General features: G+C 52.4%; 13 protein-coding genes and 1 tRNA gene. 8 read left to right on the top strand and 6 right to left on the bottom strand.

The window, feature by feature from the left end:
- Positions 1–13 precede the first annotated feature (13 nt).
- A complete protein-coding gene (locus tag JCM12308_RS08515) occupies positions 14–1,156 on the bottom strand; it encodes a pyridoxal phosphate-dependent aminotransferase (RefSeq protein WP_054783441.1) in 1,143 nt (380 codons plus the stop codon).
- A 184-nt stretch (positions 1,157–1,340) separates the two neighbouring features.
- Here JCM12308_RS08515 and JCM12308_RS08510 point away from each other — a divergent pair, with 184 nt between their 5' ends.
- From JCM12308_RS08510 to aat, 6 genes are all read left to right on the top strand, one after another.
- Positions 1,341–2,513 carry a M48 family metalloprotease gene (locus JCM12308_RS08510; protein ID WP_054783440.1) on the top strand — a complete coding sequence of 391 codons (1,173 nt, stop codon included), beginning with the start codon at positions 1,341–1,343 and terminating at the stop codon, positions 2,511–2,513.
- On the top strand, positions 2,483–2,782 hold the full coding sequence (locus JCM12308_RS29415) for a hypothetical protein (RefSeq protein WP_054783439.1): 300 nt from the start codon (positions 2,483–2,485) through the stop codon (positions 2,780–2,782). The genes JCM12308_RS08510 and JCM12308_RS29415 overlap by 31 nt, the downstream gene beginning before the upstream one ends.
- A 50-nt stretch (positions 2,783–2,832) precedes the next feature.
- Positions 2,833–3,576, top strand: coding sequence for a DsbA family protein (locus JCM12308_RS08500; protein ID WP_054783438.1), 744 nt, complete (start codon positions 2,833–2,835; stop codon positions 3,574–3,576).
- A 525-nt stretch (positions 3,577–4,101) separates the two neighbouring features.
- Positions 4,102–4,596: an acetyl-CoA carboxylase biotin carboxyl carrier protein gene (gene accB, locus JCM12308_RS08495; RefSeq protein WP_008547175.1), complete on the top strand. Its 495-nt coding sequence runs from the start codon at positions 4,102–4,104 to the stop codon at positions 4,594–4,596.
- 14 nt (positions 4,597–4,610) lie between these two features.
- Complete coding sequence (gene accC, locus JCM12308_RS08490; RefSeq protein ID WP_008547084.1) at positions 4,611–5,978, top strand: acetyl-CoA carboxylase biotin carboxylase subunit; 1,368 nt, start codon at positions 4,611–4,613, stop codon at positions 5,976–5,978.
- A 31-nt stretch (positions 5,979–6,009) separates the two neighbouring features.
- Positions 6,010–6,699 (top strand): leucyl/phenylalanyl-tRNA--protein transferase, encoded by a 690-nt coding sequence (aat, locus tag JCM12308_RS08485; protein ID WP_054783437.1) that lies wholly within the window; start codon positions 6,010–6,012, stop codon positions 6,697–6,699.
- Positions 6,700–6,714: 15 nt separating this feature from the next.
- Here the strand turns inward: aat and JCM12308_RS08480 are convergent, their stop codons facing one another.
- Positions 6,715–7,260 carry a DUF2155 domain-containing protein gene (locus JCM12308_RS08480; protein ID WP_008546745.1) on the bottom strand — a complete coding sequence of 182 codons (546 nt, stop codon included), beginning with the start codon at positions 7,258–7,260 and terminating at the stop codon, positions 6,715–6,717.
- Between the two features lie 391 nt (positions 7,261–7,651).
- On the opposite strand from JCM12308_RS08480, the gene JCM12308_RS08475 reads away from it, so the two are divergent.
- Entirely contained in the window at positions 7,652–9,628 is a 1,977-nt protein-coding gene (locus JCM12308_RS08475; protein WP_054783464.1) for a mechanosensitive ion channel family protein, read from the top strand.
- Positions 9,629–9,685: 57 nt separating this feature from the next.
- On the opposite strand, the gene JCM12308_RS08470 is transcribed toward JCM12308_RS08475, so the two are convergent.
- From JCM12308_RS08470 to JCM12308_RS08455, 4 genes are all read right to left on the bottom strand, one after another.
- On the bottom strand, positions 9,686–12,523 hold the full coding sequence (locus tag JCM12308_RS08470; RefSeq protein ID WP_054783436.1) for a valine--tRNA ligase: 2,838 nt from the start codon (positions 12,521–12,523) through the stop codon (positions 9,686–9,688).
- A 207-nt stretch (positions 12,524–12,730) separates the two neighbouring features.
- On the bottom strand, positions 12,731–13,387 hold the full coding sequence (locus JCM12308_RS32175) for a PopZ family protein (RefSeq protein WP_054783435.1): 657 nt from the start codon (positions 13,385–13,387) through the stop codon (positions 12,731–12,733).
- A gap of 222 nt (positions 13,388–13,609) precedes the next feature.
- On the bottom strand, positions 13,610–14,857 hold the full coding sequence (locus JCM12308_RS08460) for a TolC family outer membrane protein (RefSeq protein WP_244271853.1): 1,248 nt from the start codon (positions 14,855–14,857) through the stop codon (positions 13,610–13,612).
- Positions 14,858–15,440: 583 nt separating this feature from the next.
- The gene (locus JCM12308_RS08455) at positions 15,441–16,100 is read right to left on the bottom strand and encodes a protein-L-isoaspartate O-methyltransferase family protein (protein ID WP_054783434.1); all 660 of its coding nucleotides are present in this window, start codon (positions 16,098–16,100) and stop codon (positions 15,441–15,443) included.
- 301 nt (positions 16,101–16,401) lie between these two features.
- On the opposite strand from JCM12308_RS08455, the gene JCM12308_RS08450 reads away from it, so the two are divergent.
- Positions 16,402–16,475, top strand: a tRNA-Cys gene (locus JCM12308_RS08450).
- Positions 16,476–16,555 lie beyond the last annotated feature (80 nt).

The following is a 16,555-nucleotide window of genomic DNA, read 5'->3' as shown; positions in this document are numbered from 1 at the left end:
TTGTTAGTTCTGCCTACTTGAGCCAGCTTTCCAATCGCTCTACGGCCAGCTTTATGTCTGCCTCCTTCCCAGCAAAGGAAAAGCGCATGAATTGATGACCGCGAGTAAGATCGAAGTCGACACCCGGTGTTGCAGCAATATGCGTTTCGGCGAGCATACGCTGACAGAAATCCATTGAGTCATTAGTCAGCTTGGAGACGCCAGCATAAACATAGAATGCGCCGTCCACTGGCAACACATCAAAGCCCAGCTGAGGTAAGTGATCCAGAAGTACCTGACGGTTCGCAGCATAACCTGCCTTGATCTTCTCGTAGTCTTCCACCGCATCAAACGCAGCCGCAGCAGTCACCTGCGCCAGTTCTGGGGGTGAGATGTAAAGGCTCTGCGCAATCCGCTCAATCGGCCGCACCAGTACCTCAGGCAACACCATCCAGCCGATACGCCAACCGGTCATGCAGTAGTACTTGGAGAAGCTGTTGACGATGATCGCCTTGTCCGTAAACCGAAGCGCAGTCTCCTCCCGCATGTCATAGGCAAGGCCGTGATAAATCTCATCTGAGATAAACCAGAGGTCCATCGCCTCACAGGCCTCCACCAAAGCCTTCAGAGCTTCAGGAGACATCATGGTGCCTGTCGGGTTTGCCGGACTTGCCACCAACACACCCTTGAGAGGCTTTTCCTTGTGCACCTCTTCTAGGATTTCTGGCGTCAGTGACCAGCGGGTCTCTGGCCCAACCTCAATCTCCACACACTCCAGGCCCAGCACTTCAATGATATTGCGATAGGCTGGATATCCCGGAGACGTAATCGCAATCCGGTCCCCCCGATCAAAACCCGCCAGAAACGCCAGATTGAAGCCAGCAGAAGAACCGGTGGTTGCAAAGATTCGGGATTCTGGCACTTCAAGCCCAAAGGTCTGCTTGTAATAGCGTGCAATGCTCTTCTTCAGCAGTGGAATGCCCTGTGCCTCTGTGTATCCCAGGCGGCCGGAAGACAGATACTCATGCGCCACCTTCAAAACCGAGTCAGGAACCGGCGCGCCGGGCTGCCCAACTTCCATGTGCAGCACATGTTCACCAGCCTGCTCAAGGCGATTAGCAGCATTCAGCACTTCCATGGCTTGAAATGGCAGCACTTCACTCCGTTTTGATCCCATTAATACTGACAAATGCATTCCCTCTTATTTCTTCTTCTCAGAGCCTGTGCTTTAATTTTTCGGGCCACCTAGCAATTTTGCCTAATAACTGCCTATCTTGGGTGGTTAAGGCTTATTTGAAAGTCTATGTAGTACTTTAAGTGCGAACCGCTCTGCGCCTGCCAAGCCAACTAAGGGACTTGACGTGCAATTTAAGAACAATGCATTGAAACGTGTGATTGAACCAGTAAAATCACAAGCAACAAAGTTTGCGCGCAATTTTCTCATCACAGCGACTGCACTTTCACTGGTTGTACCTAATGTGGCAATCACCACAGCTCAAGCTCAACAAAAGAAGGGTCTCCCCCTCGTTCGTGATGCTGAGACTGAAGATTTGCTGCGCGAGTATGCCAAACCAATTTTCCGTGCTGCAGGCCTTCCTGCAAATCAGGTTGAGATTATTCTGGTCAACGACAAAAGCTTCAACGCTTTTGTGCCGGACAGCCGCAGAATGTTCATCAACCTCGGCGTCATCATGGACGCCAAAACACCAAGTGAAGTGATCGGCGTGATTGCCCACGAAACCGGCCACATCGCGGGTAACCACCTCGTTCGTATGCGTCAGGCTGCCTCCAACGCACAAATCATGTCCGTTATCGGCATGATCCTTGGTGCTGGTGCAATGGCAGCAGGAGCAACCACAGGCAACAGCTCCATCGCACGCGGCGGTGCAGCCGCTGTGTCCGGCGGCGGCGCCCTTGCACAACGTAATTTCCTATCCTATCGCCGCTCAGAAGAATCTGCAGCTGACCAGGCAGCCCTGCGCTACCTTGATCGCGTCGGTGTTTCTGCCAAGGGCATGCTCACCACATTCGAGCGCATGGCAGATCAGGCATTGTTCTCGGCTCAGTACGTTGATCCATACGCACTCAGCCACCCGATGCCGCGTGCCCGTTTCAACGCACTTCAGAACAAGGCGCAAAAAAACAGGCACTTCAACAAGAAGGATCCTGAACGCCTTCAGCTGAAGCATGACATGGTCAAAGCCAAGCTACTGGCCTTCACCAGTCACAAAAACTCTGTTTATCGAGCTTACCCGGATAAAGACAAAAGCCTTGCCGCGCAGTATGCCCGCGCGATTGCCAGCATGCGCTCTGATAAGGTTTCCAAAGCCGTCAGAAAAATCGACGCGCTGATCGCGAAAGCTCCGGAATATCCATACTTCTATGAGATTAAGGGTCAGGCCCTGCTCGAAGGTGGCAAGCCAAAAGCGGCTATTGCACCGTTCCGTAAAGCGCTGGCCCTTTATCCGGGCAATCCGCATTTTGAAATCTGGCTCGCTTCGCCATGGTCGCTTCCAATGACCAGAAGTATCTGAAAGAAGCCAAGAGCATTCTGACAAGAGCTCTTCAGAAAGACCGGTACTCCATGAACGGCTATGCCCAGCTCGCCATCGCAAATGCTCGCCTCGGCGACGTTGCAGGCGCTGATCTGGCAACAGCTCAAAGTCATATGGCCCGCGGCGATATCCGCAGCGCACAGCGCTACGCAAAGCGTGCTCAAAAAAAATTGAAGGTCGGCACACCGGCTTGGCAACAAGCAGACGATATACTGTCGGTTAAAGTGCCTCAGGTAAGACGCCGCTAACAGATCAGACAGATAAAAACCAACACCCGAACAGGGTTACAGGAGATGTCATGAATAAACTCATTCGCCGAGCTGCGATCACTTGTGCAGCAACGCTCGCTCTGCTGCCAGCAACTTTTTCTGCACAAGCAGAATCGGTGAACCGCACTGAAGTGGAAACGATCATCAAGGAATACCTCGTTCAGAACCCTGAGATCGTGCTGGAGGCACTGCAGGAACTGGACAAGCGCCGCCTCGCTGAAGAAGAAAGCGCTCGTAAAGAAGCCATCACCGGCCTTTCCGACGAGATCTACAACAGTGAATACCAGATCGTGCTCGGTAACCCAGATGGTGACGTCACCCTCGTGGAACTGTTCGACTACAACTGTGGTTACTGTAAACGCGCCTTGTCCGACCTCGTTCGCCTCGTCGACGAAGACAAGAACCTGCGCGTAGTGCTGAAAGAATTCCCGGTACTTGGCAAAGCCTCTCAGGAAGCTGCACGCGTTGCGATCGCAGTTGCTGAAGTTGCACCAGACAAGTACGAAGACTTCCACCTCGCCCTGCTCAGCCAGCCTGGCCGTGCGAACCTGGCAAGCAGCCTGAAAGTGGCGAAAGACCTCGGCATTGCAGATGCAGATCTGGAAAAGTCCATGAAGTCTAGCCGCGCAGCTGAAACCTTCCAGGAAGTCTTCACCATCGCAGAACAGCTCGGCATCACCGGCACACCATCCTACATTCTGGGTGATGAGGTGATTGTAGGCGCTGTCGGCTACGACACTTTGAAGGAAAAAATTGCAGCAGAACGCGAGTAAATTCATCTTAATCGCGCATATCAACGCATTTTCGCTGCTTTATCCTTAAGAACTCTGCTCAGAGCGGACAAAGGTCTTTTCCTTGGTCCGCTCTGATCATATAAGAGGGCCAGTTATGTTTATTTGTCTGGCTACACTTTACCAATACGTCAAGTAAACCTAGCTCATTACACAGAGTTTTTGAGAACAGATTGGTTGCGTAGTCGCAACTACATTTGTGTACTTCTGAGTAAATCAAAGGGAAATGTGCCTTTCTGCGCGGTTAAACATGATATTGCCTTATGCGCAGCCTAGGCACACCGGATGCATACTTTTTTAAAAGCAGCATCTCGCAACTAGAGAATTAATGGCCATCTATGCAGTTAATGACCGACTGCTTGATGCGTTCATTCACTAAGAAGATCCGTGTTTTGCTCTGAGCAACTGGATTTTCACAGATTATTAAAGGCCATCCTTGCTGCACATTCGCTTTGGGGGGCCAAACCGAAAGTTCCTGACACCAGTCAGGGCATTTCGAACTGGACGATGAAAACGATGACGAAAGAAACTAAGTTTGATCAGGAAATGATCCGCCAGCTGGCTAACGTGCTGGACGAAACCAACCTGACCGAAATCGAGGTGGAACACAAAGATCTCCGCGTTCGTGTCGCTCGTCAGCTGTCAGCAGGCGCAGTCGCGGCAGCTCCTGTTGCAGTCGCAGCACCGGCTCCTGTAGCAGCTCCAGCACCAGCTCCTGCTGCTGCAGCGCCAGTTGAGATCGCAGTGTCCGCAGACGCAGCAAGCCATCCGGGCGCAGTGACTTCTCCAATGGTTGGTACCGCTTACCTTGCTCCAGAGCCAGGTGCAGCGCAGTTCATCGAAGTTGGCAAATCCATCAAGAAGGGTGACACCATCCTGATCGTGGAAGCAATGAAGACCATGAACCAGATCCCTGCTCCAAAAGCAGGTACTGTAACTGCAATTCTGGTTGAAGACGGTCAGCCAGTAGAATTCGGCGAACCACTCATCATCATCGAATAACAGGCGTAGTCTCTATGTTCTCCAAGATCCTCATCGCAAACCGCGGCGAGATCGCACTCCGCATCCTTCGGGCATGTAAAGAGCTGGGCATTCGCACTGTTGCGGTCCACTCCACTGCCGACGAAGACGCAATGCACGTGCGCCTTGCTGACGAAAGTGTTTGTATTGGTCCGCCGGTAGCCCGCGACAGCTACCTCAACATTCCGCAGATTCTGGCAGCCTGTGAAATCACTGGCGCCGACGCGGTGCATCCCGGTTACGGTTTCCTCTCCGAGAATGCACGCTTTGCGGAAATCCTTGAGGCGCACGGCATCACCTTCATCGGCCCTACCTCTGAGCACATCCGCGTAATGGGTGATAAGATTCAGGCTAAAACCACGGCAAAAGAACTGGGTATTCCAGTTGTGCCGGGTTCTGACGGTGGCATCACTCCGGAAGATGACGTCCATGCAATTGCAAAAGAGATCGGCTACCCGGTTCTCGTAAAAGCAGCTGCAGGCGGCGGTGGTCGCGGCATGAAGGTCGCCCAGACCGCTGATGATCTGGACACTGCAATCTCCACGGCACGCTCTGAATCCAAAGCAGCTTTCGGCGACGATGCGCTGTACATGGAAAAGTACCTCGGCAAACCGCGCCACATTGAGGTGCAGGTTCTGGGTGACGGTCAGGGCAACGCGATCCACCTTGGTGAGCGCGACTGTTCCTTGCAGCGTCGCCACCAGAAGGTATTCGAAGAGTGTCCTTCCCCAGCTCTGAACGAAGAGCAGCGGATGGAAATCGGCGAGATCTGTGCGGAAGCGATGCGCAAGCTCAAGTATCGCGGCGCAGGCACCATCGAATTCCTCTATGAAAACGGTGAGTTCTACTTCATTGAAATGAACACCCGTTTGCAGGTGGAACACCCTGTGACAGAAATGGTAACCGGCATTGATCTCGTGATCGAACAGATCCGCATTGCTGCAGGCTCTACCCTTTCCATCAATCAGGAAGATGTACGCTTCTCCGGTCACGCAATTGAGTGCCGCATCAACGCAGAACATCCTCTGACATTCGCTCCGTCTCCGGGCACCATCACCTACTACCACCCACCGGGCGGTCTGGGCGTACGCGTGGATTCCGGCGTTTATCAGGGCTACAAAATTCCTCCACACTATGACAGCCTGATCGGCAAGCTGATCGTTCATGGCCGCTCTCGTGTGGAATGTATGATGCGTCTGCGTCGTGCACTCAGCGAGTTTGTGGTTGATGGCATCAACACCACTGTTCCGCTCTTCACAGAGCTTCTGGACAATCAGGATATCGCCAACGGCGCCTATGATATCCATTGGCTGGAGAAGTTCCTGGAAGCGCACATCGCAGAACAGAACTCAGAAGAAAACTGAGGAGATTTAGGGAGGTCAAAAGCAGCCCAGCATGGAATTTAAGATAACTCCACAAATTCTGCTTAAAGCATACGCTTGTGGCATCTTTCCAATGGCTGAAACTGCGGATTCTCCTGATCTTTTCTGGATCGATCCCGAGCGGCGAGGCATCTTGCCGCTCGATTCATTTCACATCCCCAAACGGCTCGCACGAACCGTTCGCGCAGACAAGTTCATCGTCCGCGCCTCCCGCAATTTCAAAGCTGTCATCTCCCACTGCGCAACCACCAATGCGGAGCGCAAAGAGACATGGATTAATGCGGAGATCAGAAAGCTCTACACTGAGCTTTTTGCCATGGGCTATTGCCACACCATTGAAGTTTTTAACACTTCTGACGAGCTCGTTGGCGGCCTTTACGGGGTGTCTCTTGGCGGAGCTTTCTTCGGTGAAAGCATGTTCTCGCTGGAACGCGATGCCTCAAAAGTCGCGCTGGTGCATCTCTATGGGCGCCTTCTCTATGGCAACTACAGGCTGCTGGACGCGCAGTTTGTGACAGAGCATCTGGAGCAATTCGGCGCCACTGAAGTTCCAAAAGAGCAGTACGGCAAGCTATTGGAAAATGCGTTGATGGTGCATGGAGATTTCAATGCGCTGCCTCAGGAAACCTCAGGTAAACTGCTGCTGCAGATCATTGAGGACATGCGCCCTACTCCACCCAAAAACAAAAACGGCCTCCTGTAAGAGGCCGCATCATCTTTATTGCAGGGTGGCAACAACCTTAGGCCGCGGCACCGGAATTTCACCTGAAGAAACAAAGTCTTTGCCAGCCAGCTCATCCTCTTCGGAAACAAGCTCAACGGCAGGACCAGCATAGCCTTCCGGCGGTGGAACGGATGTGGTCTTCTTACAGTTGATCAGCCAGATGTCATAGACGCTGTGCTCCACAGCATGAACGCCCGGGTTGCTGGCGAACATCCAGCCGCTGAAGATACGGCGTACTTTGCTGTCTAGTGTCAGCTCATCAACCTCAATAAATGCAGTGGTTTGAGAGGCTTCTGTCAAGGGACGAGAGTTACACACGCGCGGTGTCACCTGCAGCGCACCAAACTGAACGGTCTCATCAATGTAGACATCAAACGTGGTAATACGGCCTGTGATTTTGTCGAGGCCTTTAAACACAGCAACTGGGTTATGAATTGGTGTCTGAGCTTGAGCAGGCAATGAGTAAGCTGCCCCACCAATCAACGCAGCGAGTGCGCAGGATGCAGCACGCCCAAGATATTTACGCATTGTAAAACCCATAAAACTTTCCAGCAGCTATTGATTCAATCGCCCAAGCTGTACAGGGCTTAGCACTGGAATGGCGCGGGGAAAAGGCCAGAACGAGGCAAACAGGCGGCAATCGCTGAGGAATCTCAGCTAACCCACAGGCGTTGCCCAGATGTCACGGTGGATTTTTATGGCTCACCTGCAAATTTTACTTAAATAACAAGGCGCCAATTTCCCAAATGGTCTTGTGTCACTGGTTTCATAGCACCCACTGCTGGCAACACCCGAGACCTTGATGCAACCACAGCAACAACGCGCATATCAACCACAAGGACAACAGGCACAGAGCCTGAAGAGCCCACTTTGCGTTGGTTTGCGTTATTTATGCGTTGCACGCGTTTTTTCTGCGTTTCTTTGCGTTCTTATGTTTCTGGCACTCCCAAGCGAGGCCCCTGCCCAATCCCTCTACCAGAAGTACATCAAACAGCAGCAAAAGGAGATCCTGAAAGCGCCCTCCGAGAAGCCGGAGATGACAGGCGATGAGAACGGCACGCCCGAGACCTTGCGCATGCCAGCAATGCCTCTGATGGAGTTCCGCGCAAAAGATATCATCGGGATGTTCCCCCTCGCCCCTGCTGATACCAGCTCTCCCAGAGCGACCCTCGACAGCTTCCTCGACATCATGGAGGAAACCAACCACCTCATTCAGGAAGCGTATGAGGAGAACACCGGCATGGGGGCGTTCTCCATGGAAACGCTCGGCATGAGCAAGAACCATGAGCGCCTGCAAAACAAGATCCACCTCGCCGAGATCCTTTTGGAGCGCGCCAGAGGCTGTTTCGACCTCTCCGGCCTTCCCAGCGCTACCAGACAGCAAACCTCTCTGGAGCTGGTTCTCCAGCTCAAAGAGATACTGGACCGCATCCCGCTGCCGCCGTTCCCCGACATCCCGGGAACCGCTGCTGGTACCTATGACTTCAATCAGGCGGGACTGGAGAATTCATGGACAATCCCGTTCACCCAGATCGTCATCACCAAGATGACAGAGGGACCACAGCAGGGAGAATATGTTTTCTCAGCGCAAACCGTAGACCGCATTCCTGAGTTCTATGAGGAGGTGAAAAACCTTCCCTCCCGCTCTTCCATCCCGCAGGATCTTTACCACTTCTTTGCCAGCAGTCCGGGACATCTGCTGCCTCCGGCATGGTTCTCGCTGATAGAAAGCCAGCCTTCGTGGCTGCTGGAGCTTTACTACGGACAGGCCGTCTGGCAGTGGTTTGCGCTGATCCTGATCACAGCCATCGCCGCAGCTATTCTTTTTGCTTTCATCAACGTCATGCGGCGCTTACCTGATCGCAAGAAGCCGGTTCGCCGGCAGGTGCTCAGCATCATCACCTCCAGCGTCATTGTCGGCTCGCTCATCTTCCTGCGCTATCTGGCAGACTATCAGATCAACATTGGTGGACCGGTCCTGCAGGTCTATGACCTGACCATCGAAACACTGGTCTGGATCGGGGCAGCGGTGATCATCTACAAAAGCCTGCGCCTTCTGAGTGAACTGGTGCTCCTGAAAAACCGTGGCGCTCCCTCTATCGATCGCAGCATCATCCGCACAGCAACCCAGTTCTTCGCCATCATCTGCGCCCTTGTCCTACTCACTTATGGCGCAACGCGGCTGAACATTCCGCTCTACGGCATCATCGCCGGTATCAGTGTGGGCGGCCTTGCCATCGCCCTTGCGGCCCAACCAACGCTGGAAAACCTGCTGGGCGGCCTGATCCTTTACGCAGACGGCATTGTACGGGTTGGAGACTACTGCGAGTTCAACAAAATACGCGGACACGTGGAATCCATCGGCATGCGCTCCACCCGCATCAGAACCACAGACCGAACGCTGGTCACCATTCCCAACGCGGACCTTGCCAAGATGAACTTTATGAACTTCACGGCAAAGGATCACTTCCGCGTGGTCCTTAGGTTTGCGCTCAAATATGACACCAGCGCCGAGCAGCTGGAAAGGCTGATCACTAAGATCAAACGCATGCTGGCCAAACATCCCCTCTCCCAACCGGACGCCGCAAAGGTGAGACTGGAGAACATCGACGAGAACGGCATCGTCATTCAGATTGAGGACAGCGTTCAGGCCGCAACTCGAGATGAGTATCTCGCCATTCAGGAAAGCATCATCATCCGCACCCTGAAACTCATTTCAGATGAGAACATCGAAGTCGCCCACCCCTTCGTCACCAACTACGGCGAGACCGGCAACCTCCAGATGCCCGAAAAAACCGTCGTGCCACCTGTAAAACCAAAACCCAAAGCCAAGGCTGAGACTAAGAAAGAGCCCAAGGCAAAAGCACCAAAGAAAAAGAAGGAACGAAAGAAGGCGAAAAAGGCTTGAACGAGAAACGCGGCCCCGAGGAGCCGCGCTTTGAATTTCTAAGAAGGATGTGAGCTTTTAGCCCAGAGCTGCGAGGCGCTCCAGAGCGGCTTCCATCTTTTCCTTACGCTCTGCGAGCTCTGCCACTTTTTCTTTTTCAGCAGCAACAACATCTTCAGGAGCTTTCGCAAGGAAGCGCTCGTTTTCCAGCTTCTTGGAGATCTTGGTGAGTTCACCAACGATCTTGTCCAGTGACTTGCCAAGACGTGCCTTTTCCGCATCCAGATCGATAACGCCAGCCAGCGGCAGACACACAGTCGCTTCACCAACAACGATCTGAGCAGAGCCCTGCGGGATCTCGTCAGCGGTGGTGACGCTTTCTGCACGTGCGTTCTTGATGATCGCAGCTTCGTGGATCGCCAGACGCTCTTTGGTCTGCTCGGAAGCTCCGGAAAGAACAACAGGAACCTTCGCGCCCGCAGGAACGTTCATTTCAGAACGAACGGAGCGGATCTGAACGATCATGTCGATCAGCCAGTTGATCTCAGCAGCAGCTTCTTCATCTTCACCAATCGGAGTGGGCCAGGAAGACAGAACCAGCATCTCATCACGCTTAGAGCCTGCAGTTTCAGCAGTACGCTGCCACAGCTCTTCGGTGATGAACGGCATGAACGGATGCAGAAGCTTCAGAATTTCGTCACGAACCCAAGCAGTGGTCGCACGTACTTCTTCCTTCGCCTCTTCATCATCGCTGTAGAAGATTGGCTTGGTCAGCTCAACGTACCAGTCACAGAAGGTGTTCCAGACGAAACGGTAAGCACCACCGGCTGCATCGTTGAAGCGGTACGTGTCGATTGCCTCAGAAACTTCGCGGATAGCGCGGCTGGTTTCAGTCACGATCCAGCGGTTCACAGTCTGCTTGACCAGAGCCGGATCAAAACCTTCGACAGCATGACATTCGTTCATTTCCGCAAAGCGGCAAACGTTCCAGAGCTTGGTCGCAAAGTTACGATAACCAGCAACACGGGAGGTCGCCAGTTTGATGTCGCGGCCCTGAGCAGCCATAGCAGACAGAGTGAAGCGCAGTGCATCCGCACCGTACTCTTCAATCAGCGCCAGCGGATCAATCACGTTGCCCTTGGACTTGGACATCTTAGCGCCCTTCTCGTCACGAACGAGGGCGTGGATGTAAACCGTGTCGAATGGCTCGGTCTTCATGTAATGGTTGCCCATCATCATCATCCGGGCAACCCAGAAGAAGATGATGTCAAAGCCAGTTACCAGAACGGACGTTGGGTAGTAACGTGCCAGCTCAGCTGTTTTGTCAGGCCAACCCATGGTGGAGAACGGCCACAGAGCAGAAGAGAACCAGGTGTCCAGAACGTCTTCATCGCGGTACATGGCAACAAAGTCAGCTTCGCCTGCATCATGCGCAGCCAGAGCATCATTCTGTTCCATCAGCTTAACAGGCTTGCCGTAAAACTCTGCAGCAGCCGCCAGAGCTTCTTCTTCAGTTTTTTCAACGAAGAACTTACCTTCTGGGCCATACCACGCAGGGATACGGTGTCCCCACCACAGCTGACGGGAAATACACCACGGCTGGATGTTTTCCATCCACTCGTAATAGGTCTTATCCCAGTTTGCAGGAACAAACTTGGTGCGGCCTTCACGAACGGAAGCAATAGCAGGCTGCGCCATGGTCTTGGCATCAACATACCACTGATCGGTCAGCATAGGCTCAATCGGCACACCACCACGGTCACCATGTGGAACCATGTTCAGGTGGTCAACAACTTCATCCAGCAGGCCTTTTTCATCCAGCATGGAAACAATCAGTTTACGAGCAGCAAAACGCTCAACGCCTTCAAGCGCCTCAAGGGTCTTGGTCAGCTCGTCGGTCATCTCCAGACCATCCATAAAGCCTTCTGCTTCACGCAGAACAATGTTGGCTTCACGGTCCATAATGGAGATTTGTGCCAGATCGTGGCGCTTGCCAATGTCAAAGTCATTGAAATCGTGCGCAGGCGTAACCTTCATCGCGCCTGTACCGGTTTCAAGATCAACATAATCATCAGCAATGATTGGAATACGGCGGCCAACCAGCGGCAAAATAATGTCTTTGCCCTGCAGCTCTTTAAAGCGCTCATCATCCGGATGAACGATAACAGCCGTATCACCCAGCATGGTTTCCGGACGAGTGGTCGCAATCACGATGTAATCGCGGGTCTCGAACTCAGTCGCTTTGCCTTCTTCGTCAAATGCAACTGGGTGCTGGTAAGTCACACCATCCGCAAGCGGATAGCGGAAGTGCCACATGTTGCCCTGCATTTCCTTCTGCTCAACTTCCAGATCGGAAATCGCAGTCAGAAGCTTAGGATCCCAGTTCACAAGGCGCTTGTCCTTGTAAATCAGGTTCTCTTTGTAAAGGGAAACAAAGACTTCCAGAACGGCCTTGGAAAGGCCTTCATCCATGGTGAAACGCTCACGGGACCAGTCACAAGACGCACCAAGGCGCTTGAGCTGGTTGAAGATCATCCCGCCGGACTCACCTTTCCATTTCCAGACGCGCTCAACAAACGCTTCACGGCCAAGGTCACGGCGCGTGATGTTACCGCCGTCAGCTGCCATCTGGCGCTCAACAACCATCTGCGTTGCGATGCCTGCGTGGTCCATACCCGGCTGCCACAGAACGTCGCGACCACGCATACGCTGGTAGCGAACCATAATGTCCTGCAGGGTGTTGTTGAGTGCGTGGCCCATATGCAGAGAGCCTGTCACGTTTGGCGGCGGAATCACGATTGAGTAGGTCGCAGCTCCATCTTCTGCGCCCGCACCTGCCTTAAAGGCGTCAGCCTGTTCCCAGGCTTCGTAAATCCGCGGCTCAACAGAGGCCGCCTCATATGTTTTATCCAGCATACCTAAAAGCTCTTCCACTTATGGAGTTTGTCTGGTGTAAATCGGATGCACTCGCCTAAGTCAACCTTTCATGCAGTTACAGAGCATATTTGAGCGACAAATACCCAAACAGCCCACACCACAAACGGGTTTTGACAAGGTTTTCACAGAGGGAGTGATGAAGGCCGGGAGATGTGAGGGGAACTGAACGCCCCTCTCCCCGGTAAGCTATTTGCGTGAGATGCGATCGATCTCTTGGCGCACGAGCCGTTCCACCACACTTGGCAGATGTTGGTCGAGCCAACTTTTCAGCATCGGGCGCAGCATCTCAGCAACAAGGTCTTCCAGCGTACGGGCGTTCTTGGACAGCACCGTGTTGGCAAGACCGTTAAAGGCATTGGACACAACCTGGTCCGTTGCCGTTGAAATCAGAGTTTCAGCAGGATCTTTTGCAGTAGCCGCAGCTGCAGGCTCAAGAATGTCGTCCTGTTCCGTACTGCTCAATCCAAAGGCTTCCGGTCCCGGCTGATCAAGAAACGCGATGTCGCCACCGTCGTCCTTGTCTTCATCCGCAAGGCCTTCAACCATCTTCAAGGAGGAGGTTTCCTCTTCGATCTTCTCTTTTTGTGTCAGCTCAAGAACCTCAGGTTCTTCCGCCTTCACCTCTTCAGGCTCAGGCGCCGGAGCTGGCTCCATTTCCGCTGGCGCATCGTCAAAGAGTTTATCCAGATCGTCCTGTGATAGTTCACGACCCGCGTCCGCTTCACTTAATGCAGCATCTGTCATTTGCTCTGCGCCACTCGCTTCGTCATCCGAAATAATCTTGCGGATCGAGCTCAGGATATCCTCCATGGAAGGCTCGTTACCTTGAGAAACAGCTCCCATGTATGTACTCCACTTCTAAACGCGTCTAATCCGCCGGCTTTCCGACTCAGTTCATTAATAAATACTTACTCAAATATAAGAGAAAAGCCGCCTCACCTGACAGCCACAGAACGGGCAAAACGCCAATTCCCACAAGGAAAACTGGTACCCTTGCAAATCCGGGCAACAAAAAAGGGAGCTCAACCGGCTCCCTTCTTCAAAATTTCGTTTTATCAGAGGAACTTAACGTCCATCCGGGGTCCGCAGACCAATCCACTTATCACGTACCAGGCGGTAGTGTTCAGTTGGATCATAACGCGCACCGGTCAGGCCGAGATTGTCGTAGTCCAGACGACCGATAGAGGAAAGAACAGCATAAGCTGCCACAACCCGATCACGCTGTGCGGTCACGAGTGTCACACGCGCATCAACCAGATCACTCTGAGTGTCCAGAACATCGAGCGTGGTACGCTGACCAACGCGCTGCTCTTCAATCACACCTTCCAGAGCCAGACGAGCCGCAGCAACCTGCGCTTCAGCTGCTGTAATAGATGCGATGGACGCATTCAGCTGCCCCCAGGAAGAAATTGCCTGTGCGCGAATGCTATCGCGGGAGACATCAACGAGGATCTCGGTGCGACCCAGATCTTCTTTTGCCTGACGAACAACTGAGTACTCACTGCCACTCTGGTAGATTGGCACAGTCACACGACCGAAGATGGAAGCAGACTTGGTGATACCACCACCGCTCACACCAGGAAGAGAGTTGTCATTGTAAGACAACGTACCCTGAACATCTGCGGAAGGAAGCAAAACACCCTCAGCGGTTTTCACAGCGAACTGCGCTGCATCAACCATGAACTGAGAAGACTGAATAGAAGGATGCTCTTCCTGACCAATAGAGATCGCTGAAGAAACAGTCTTCGGTAGCAAGCTGGTGATATTGGTGCGCGCACTCAGGTTTTTCGGATCAATGCCGATCACCTGACGGAAAATAGCACGGCTTGTGTTCAGGTTTGCCAGAGAAGTGTTCAGCGCAGACTGCGCACGAGCACGACCGGATTCAGCCTGAGAAACATCAGTACGTGTGCCCTCACCCACATTGAAGCGGTCTTTGGAGGCACGAACTTGCTCTTCCTGGAACTTCAAGTCGCTCCGGCGCAAAGAAACAAGCGCGGTGTCGCGAATAACATCCATATAGGCTGTTGCAGCCTGAAACAGAGCAGTCTGTTCTGCAAAACGCAAATCTTCACGCTGAGCACGAACAATAGATTCAGCCTGACGCGTGGAGTTCACTGTCCGGAAACCACGGAACAACGGCTGCGTCGCCTGCAACGAAAGCGTAGCTTCGTTACGGTTTCTGTTAGTTCCGTTTGTATCTTGCCACTGATAGCCATATTGACCGCTACCAATAATGGTCGGACGCCATCCGGATAATGCCTGCGGCACGCCTTCATCTGTCGCACGAAGCTGCGCGCGTGATGCGTTCAATGTCGGGTTATTCTGATAGGTGGCAGCTAATGCCTCTTTAATAGAGAGAGCATTCGCGCTTGAGCACTTACAAGCAAGCCGACTACTGCAACTGCACCCGCTAACGTTTTTCGAGAAACCACTTTTAATGCCTCAAACAAGGGTCAATCTTACGAACCGCAAACCCAACACGTTCGCCGAAAGGTATAACTTATTCGGCGTTTTCCGAAACCGGCGATCAAACCGATTTTGGAAAAAAAAATAAATACTGCGACGAACCAGCAACATCTTATCCAGAAATCTAACTAGCCCGAATGCAGAATATCATTCCCCGGAGGCACACTAATAGAACCATTAAGATTTTACTACCGTTTTTTCGCCCAATGATTGAGACGTGGATATCTCTACATCACCAAAGCAAATGGCAGCAGCAACCCGCAGTTCCTATTTTACCCCACCGGAGTTGGGAGTGCTTTAAACCTGCGTGACCAGAAAACTGTAATTCACGTCACGAAAAGGTAAACTCATTTCAACTTTTCACAGAAAAACAAAAAAGGCGAAGGTCTCCCCTCGCCTCATTTCAACTCACTAAGCGTGAAGTCGATTAAAATTCAAAGACTTCTGGCTTCTCAAAACCTGGCAGTGCACTTGCATGCGCGTTAAATGCGAAGCGTGAGCTCACATTACCGCCGGACTTGGTGTAAAGCTTCGCAACGCCTGCATTGCTTTCACCTTCAACTACAACCAGACGACCTTCGTCTTTCATCTGCGCAGTCAAAGCTTCCGGCAGCTGCTCAACAGAACCGTTGACCAGAATAACATCATAAGGCGCGTCAGCCGCATAGCCCTTCGCCAGATCGCCATCAATCACCGCTGCGTTTTCAATACCCAGCCGCTCAAGATTCGCAGAGGCAGCTTCTGAAAGCGCCACATCAACCTCAAGACCAACAACGGATTCAGCAAGGTAAGAAACAACCGCTACGCCATAACCGGAAGCAGCACCAACAACCAGAACAACGTCCTTGTCTGTAATGTCAGCCAGCTGAACAAGACGGCCAAAGATGTGCGGCTTGAGCATTTTGCGCTCACCGTTTTCATCTACGGATACATCTTCATCGATGTAAGCCAACTCCTGCTGGTTTTCCGGAACGAACTTTTCGCGAGGCACCTTCCCCATCGCACCAATAATGCGCAGGTCTGTAATATCATTGGTCCGCAGCTGATTATCGACCATCAGTGTTCTTTGTTCCGCGAAGTTGACCATCCTGTCCTCACTGTCTCGCAAGATTCTTTGGCTGAGAAATATCGCTCATGCTTCACAAACACAAGCTGCCACATCCGTAAAAATAAACAGTACCCTCTGTTGTTTTTCCATTTTTCAATTTTGCAATGCAAATATGAGCTTTTTCGAAGAAATTTGACGAAGGTCATGTGCAACTCAGAAATTCATGAACTCAGGTAAACCCCATAGATTTCGGTCTTTTACACAAGAGTGATACCAGAATTGAAATTGCCTGCTTGACTATCCGCCCCAAATATCAGAAAAGCCCTCTCACACCACACGGGGCCTCTTGGCGGAGTGGTGACGCAGCGGATTGCAAATCCGTGTACGCCGGTTCGATTCCGGCAGAGGCCTCCACTTTTCTTTCCTGACATCGATAGTTTGGCTAATCAGCGCGCTCTGCGCGAACAATGTCGCTCGCCCTCTCACAACACCGG

Origin of the sequence: Pseudovibrio denitrificans JCM 12308, assembly GCF_001310815.1 — a bacterium.
GTDB classification, from domain to species: domain Bacteria; phylum Pseudomonadota; class Alphaproteobacteria; order Rhizobiales; family Stappiaceae; genus Pseudovibrio; species Pseudovibrio denitrificans.
This window is presented reverse-complemented; position numbering and strand designations above follow the sequence as displayed.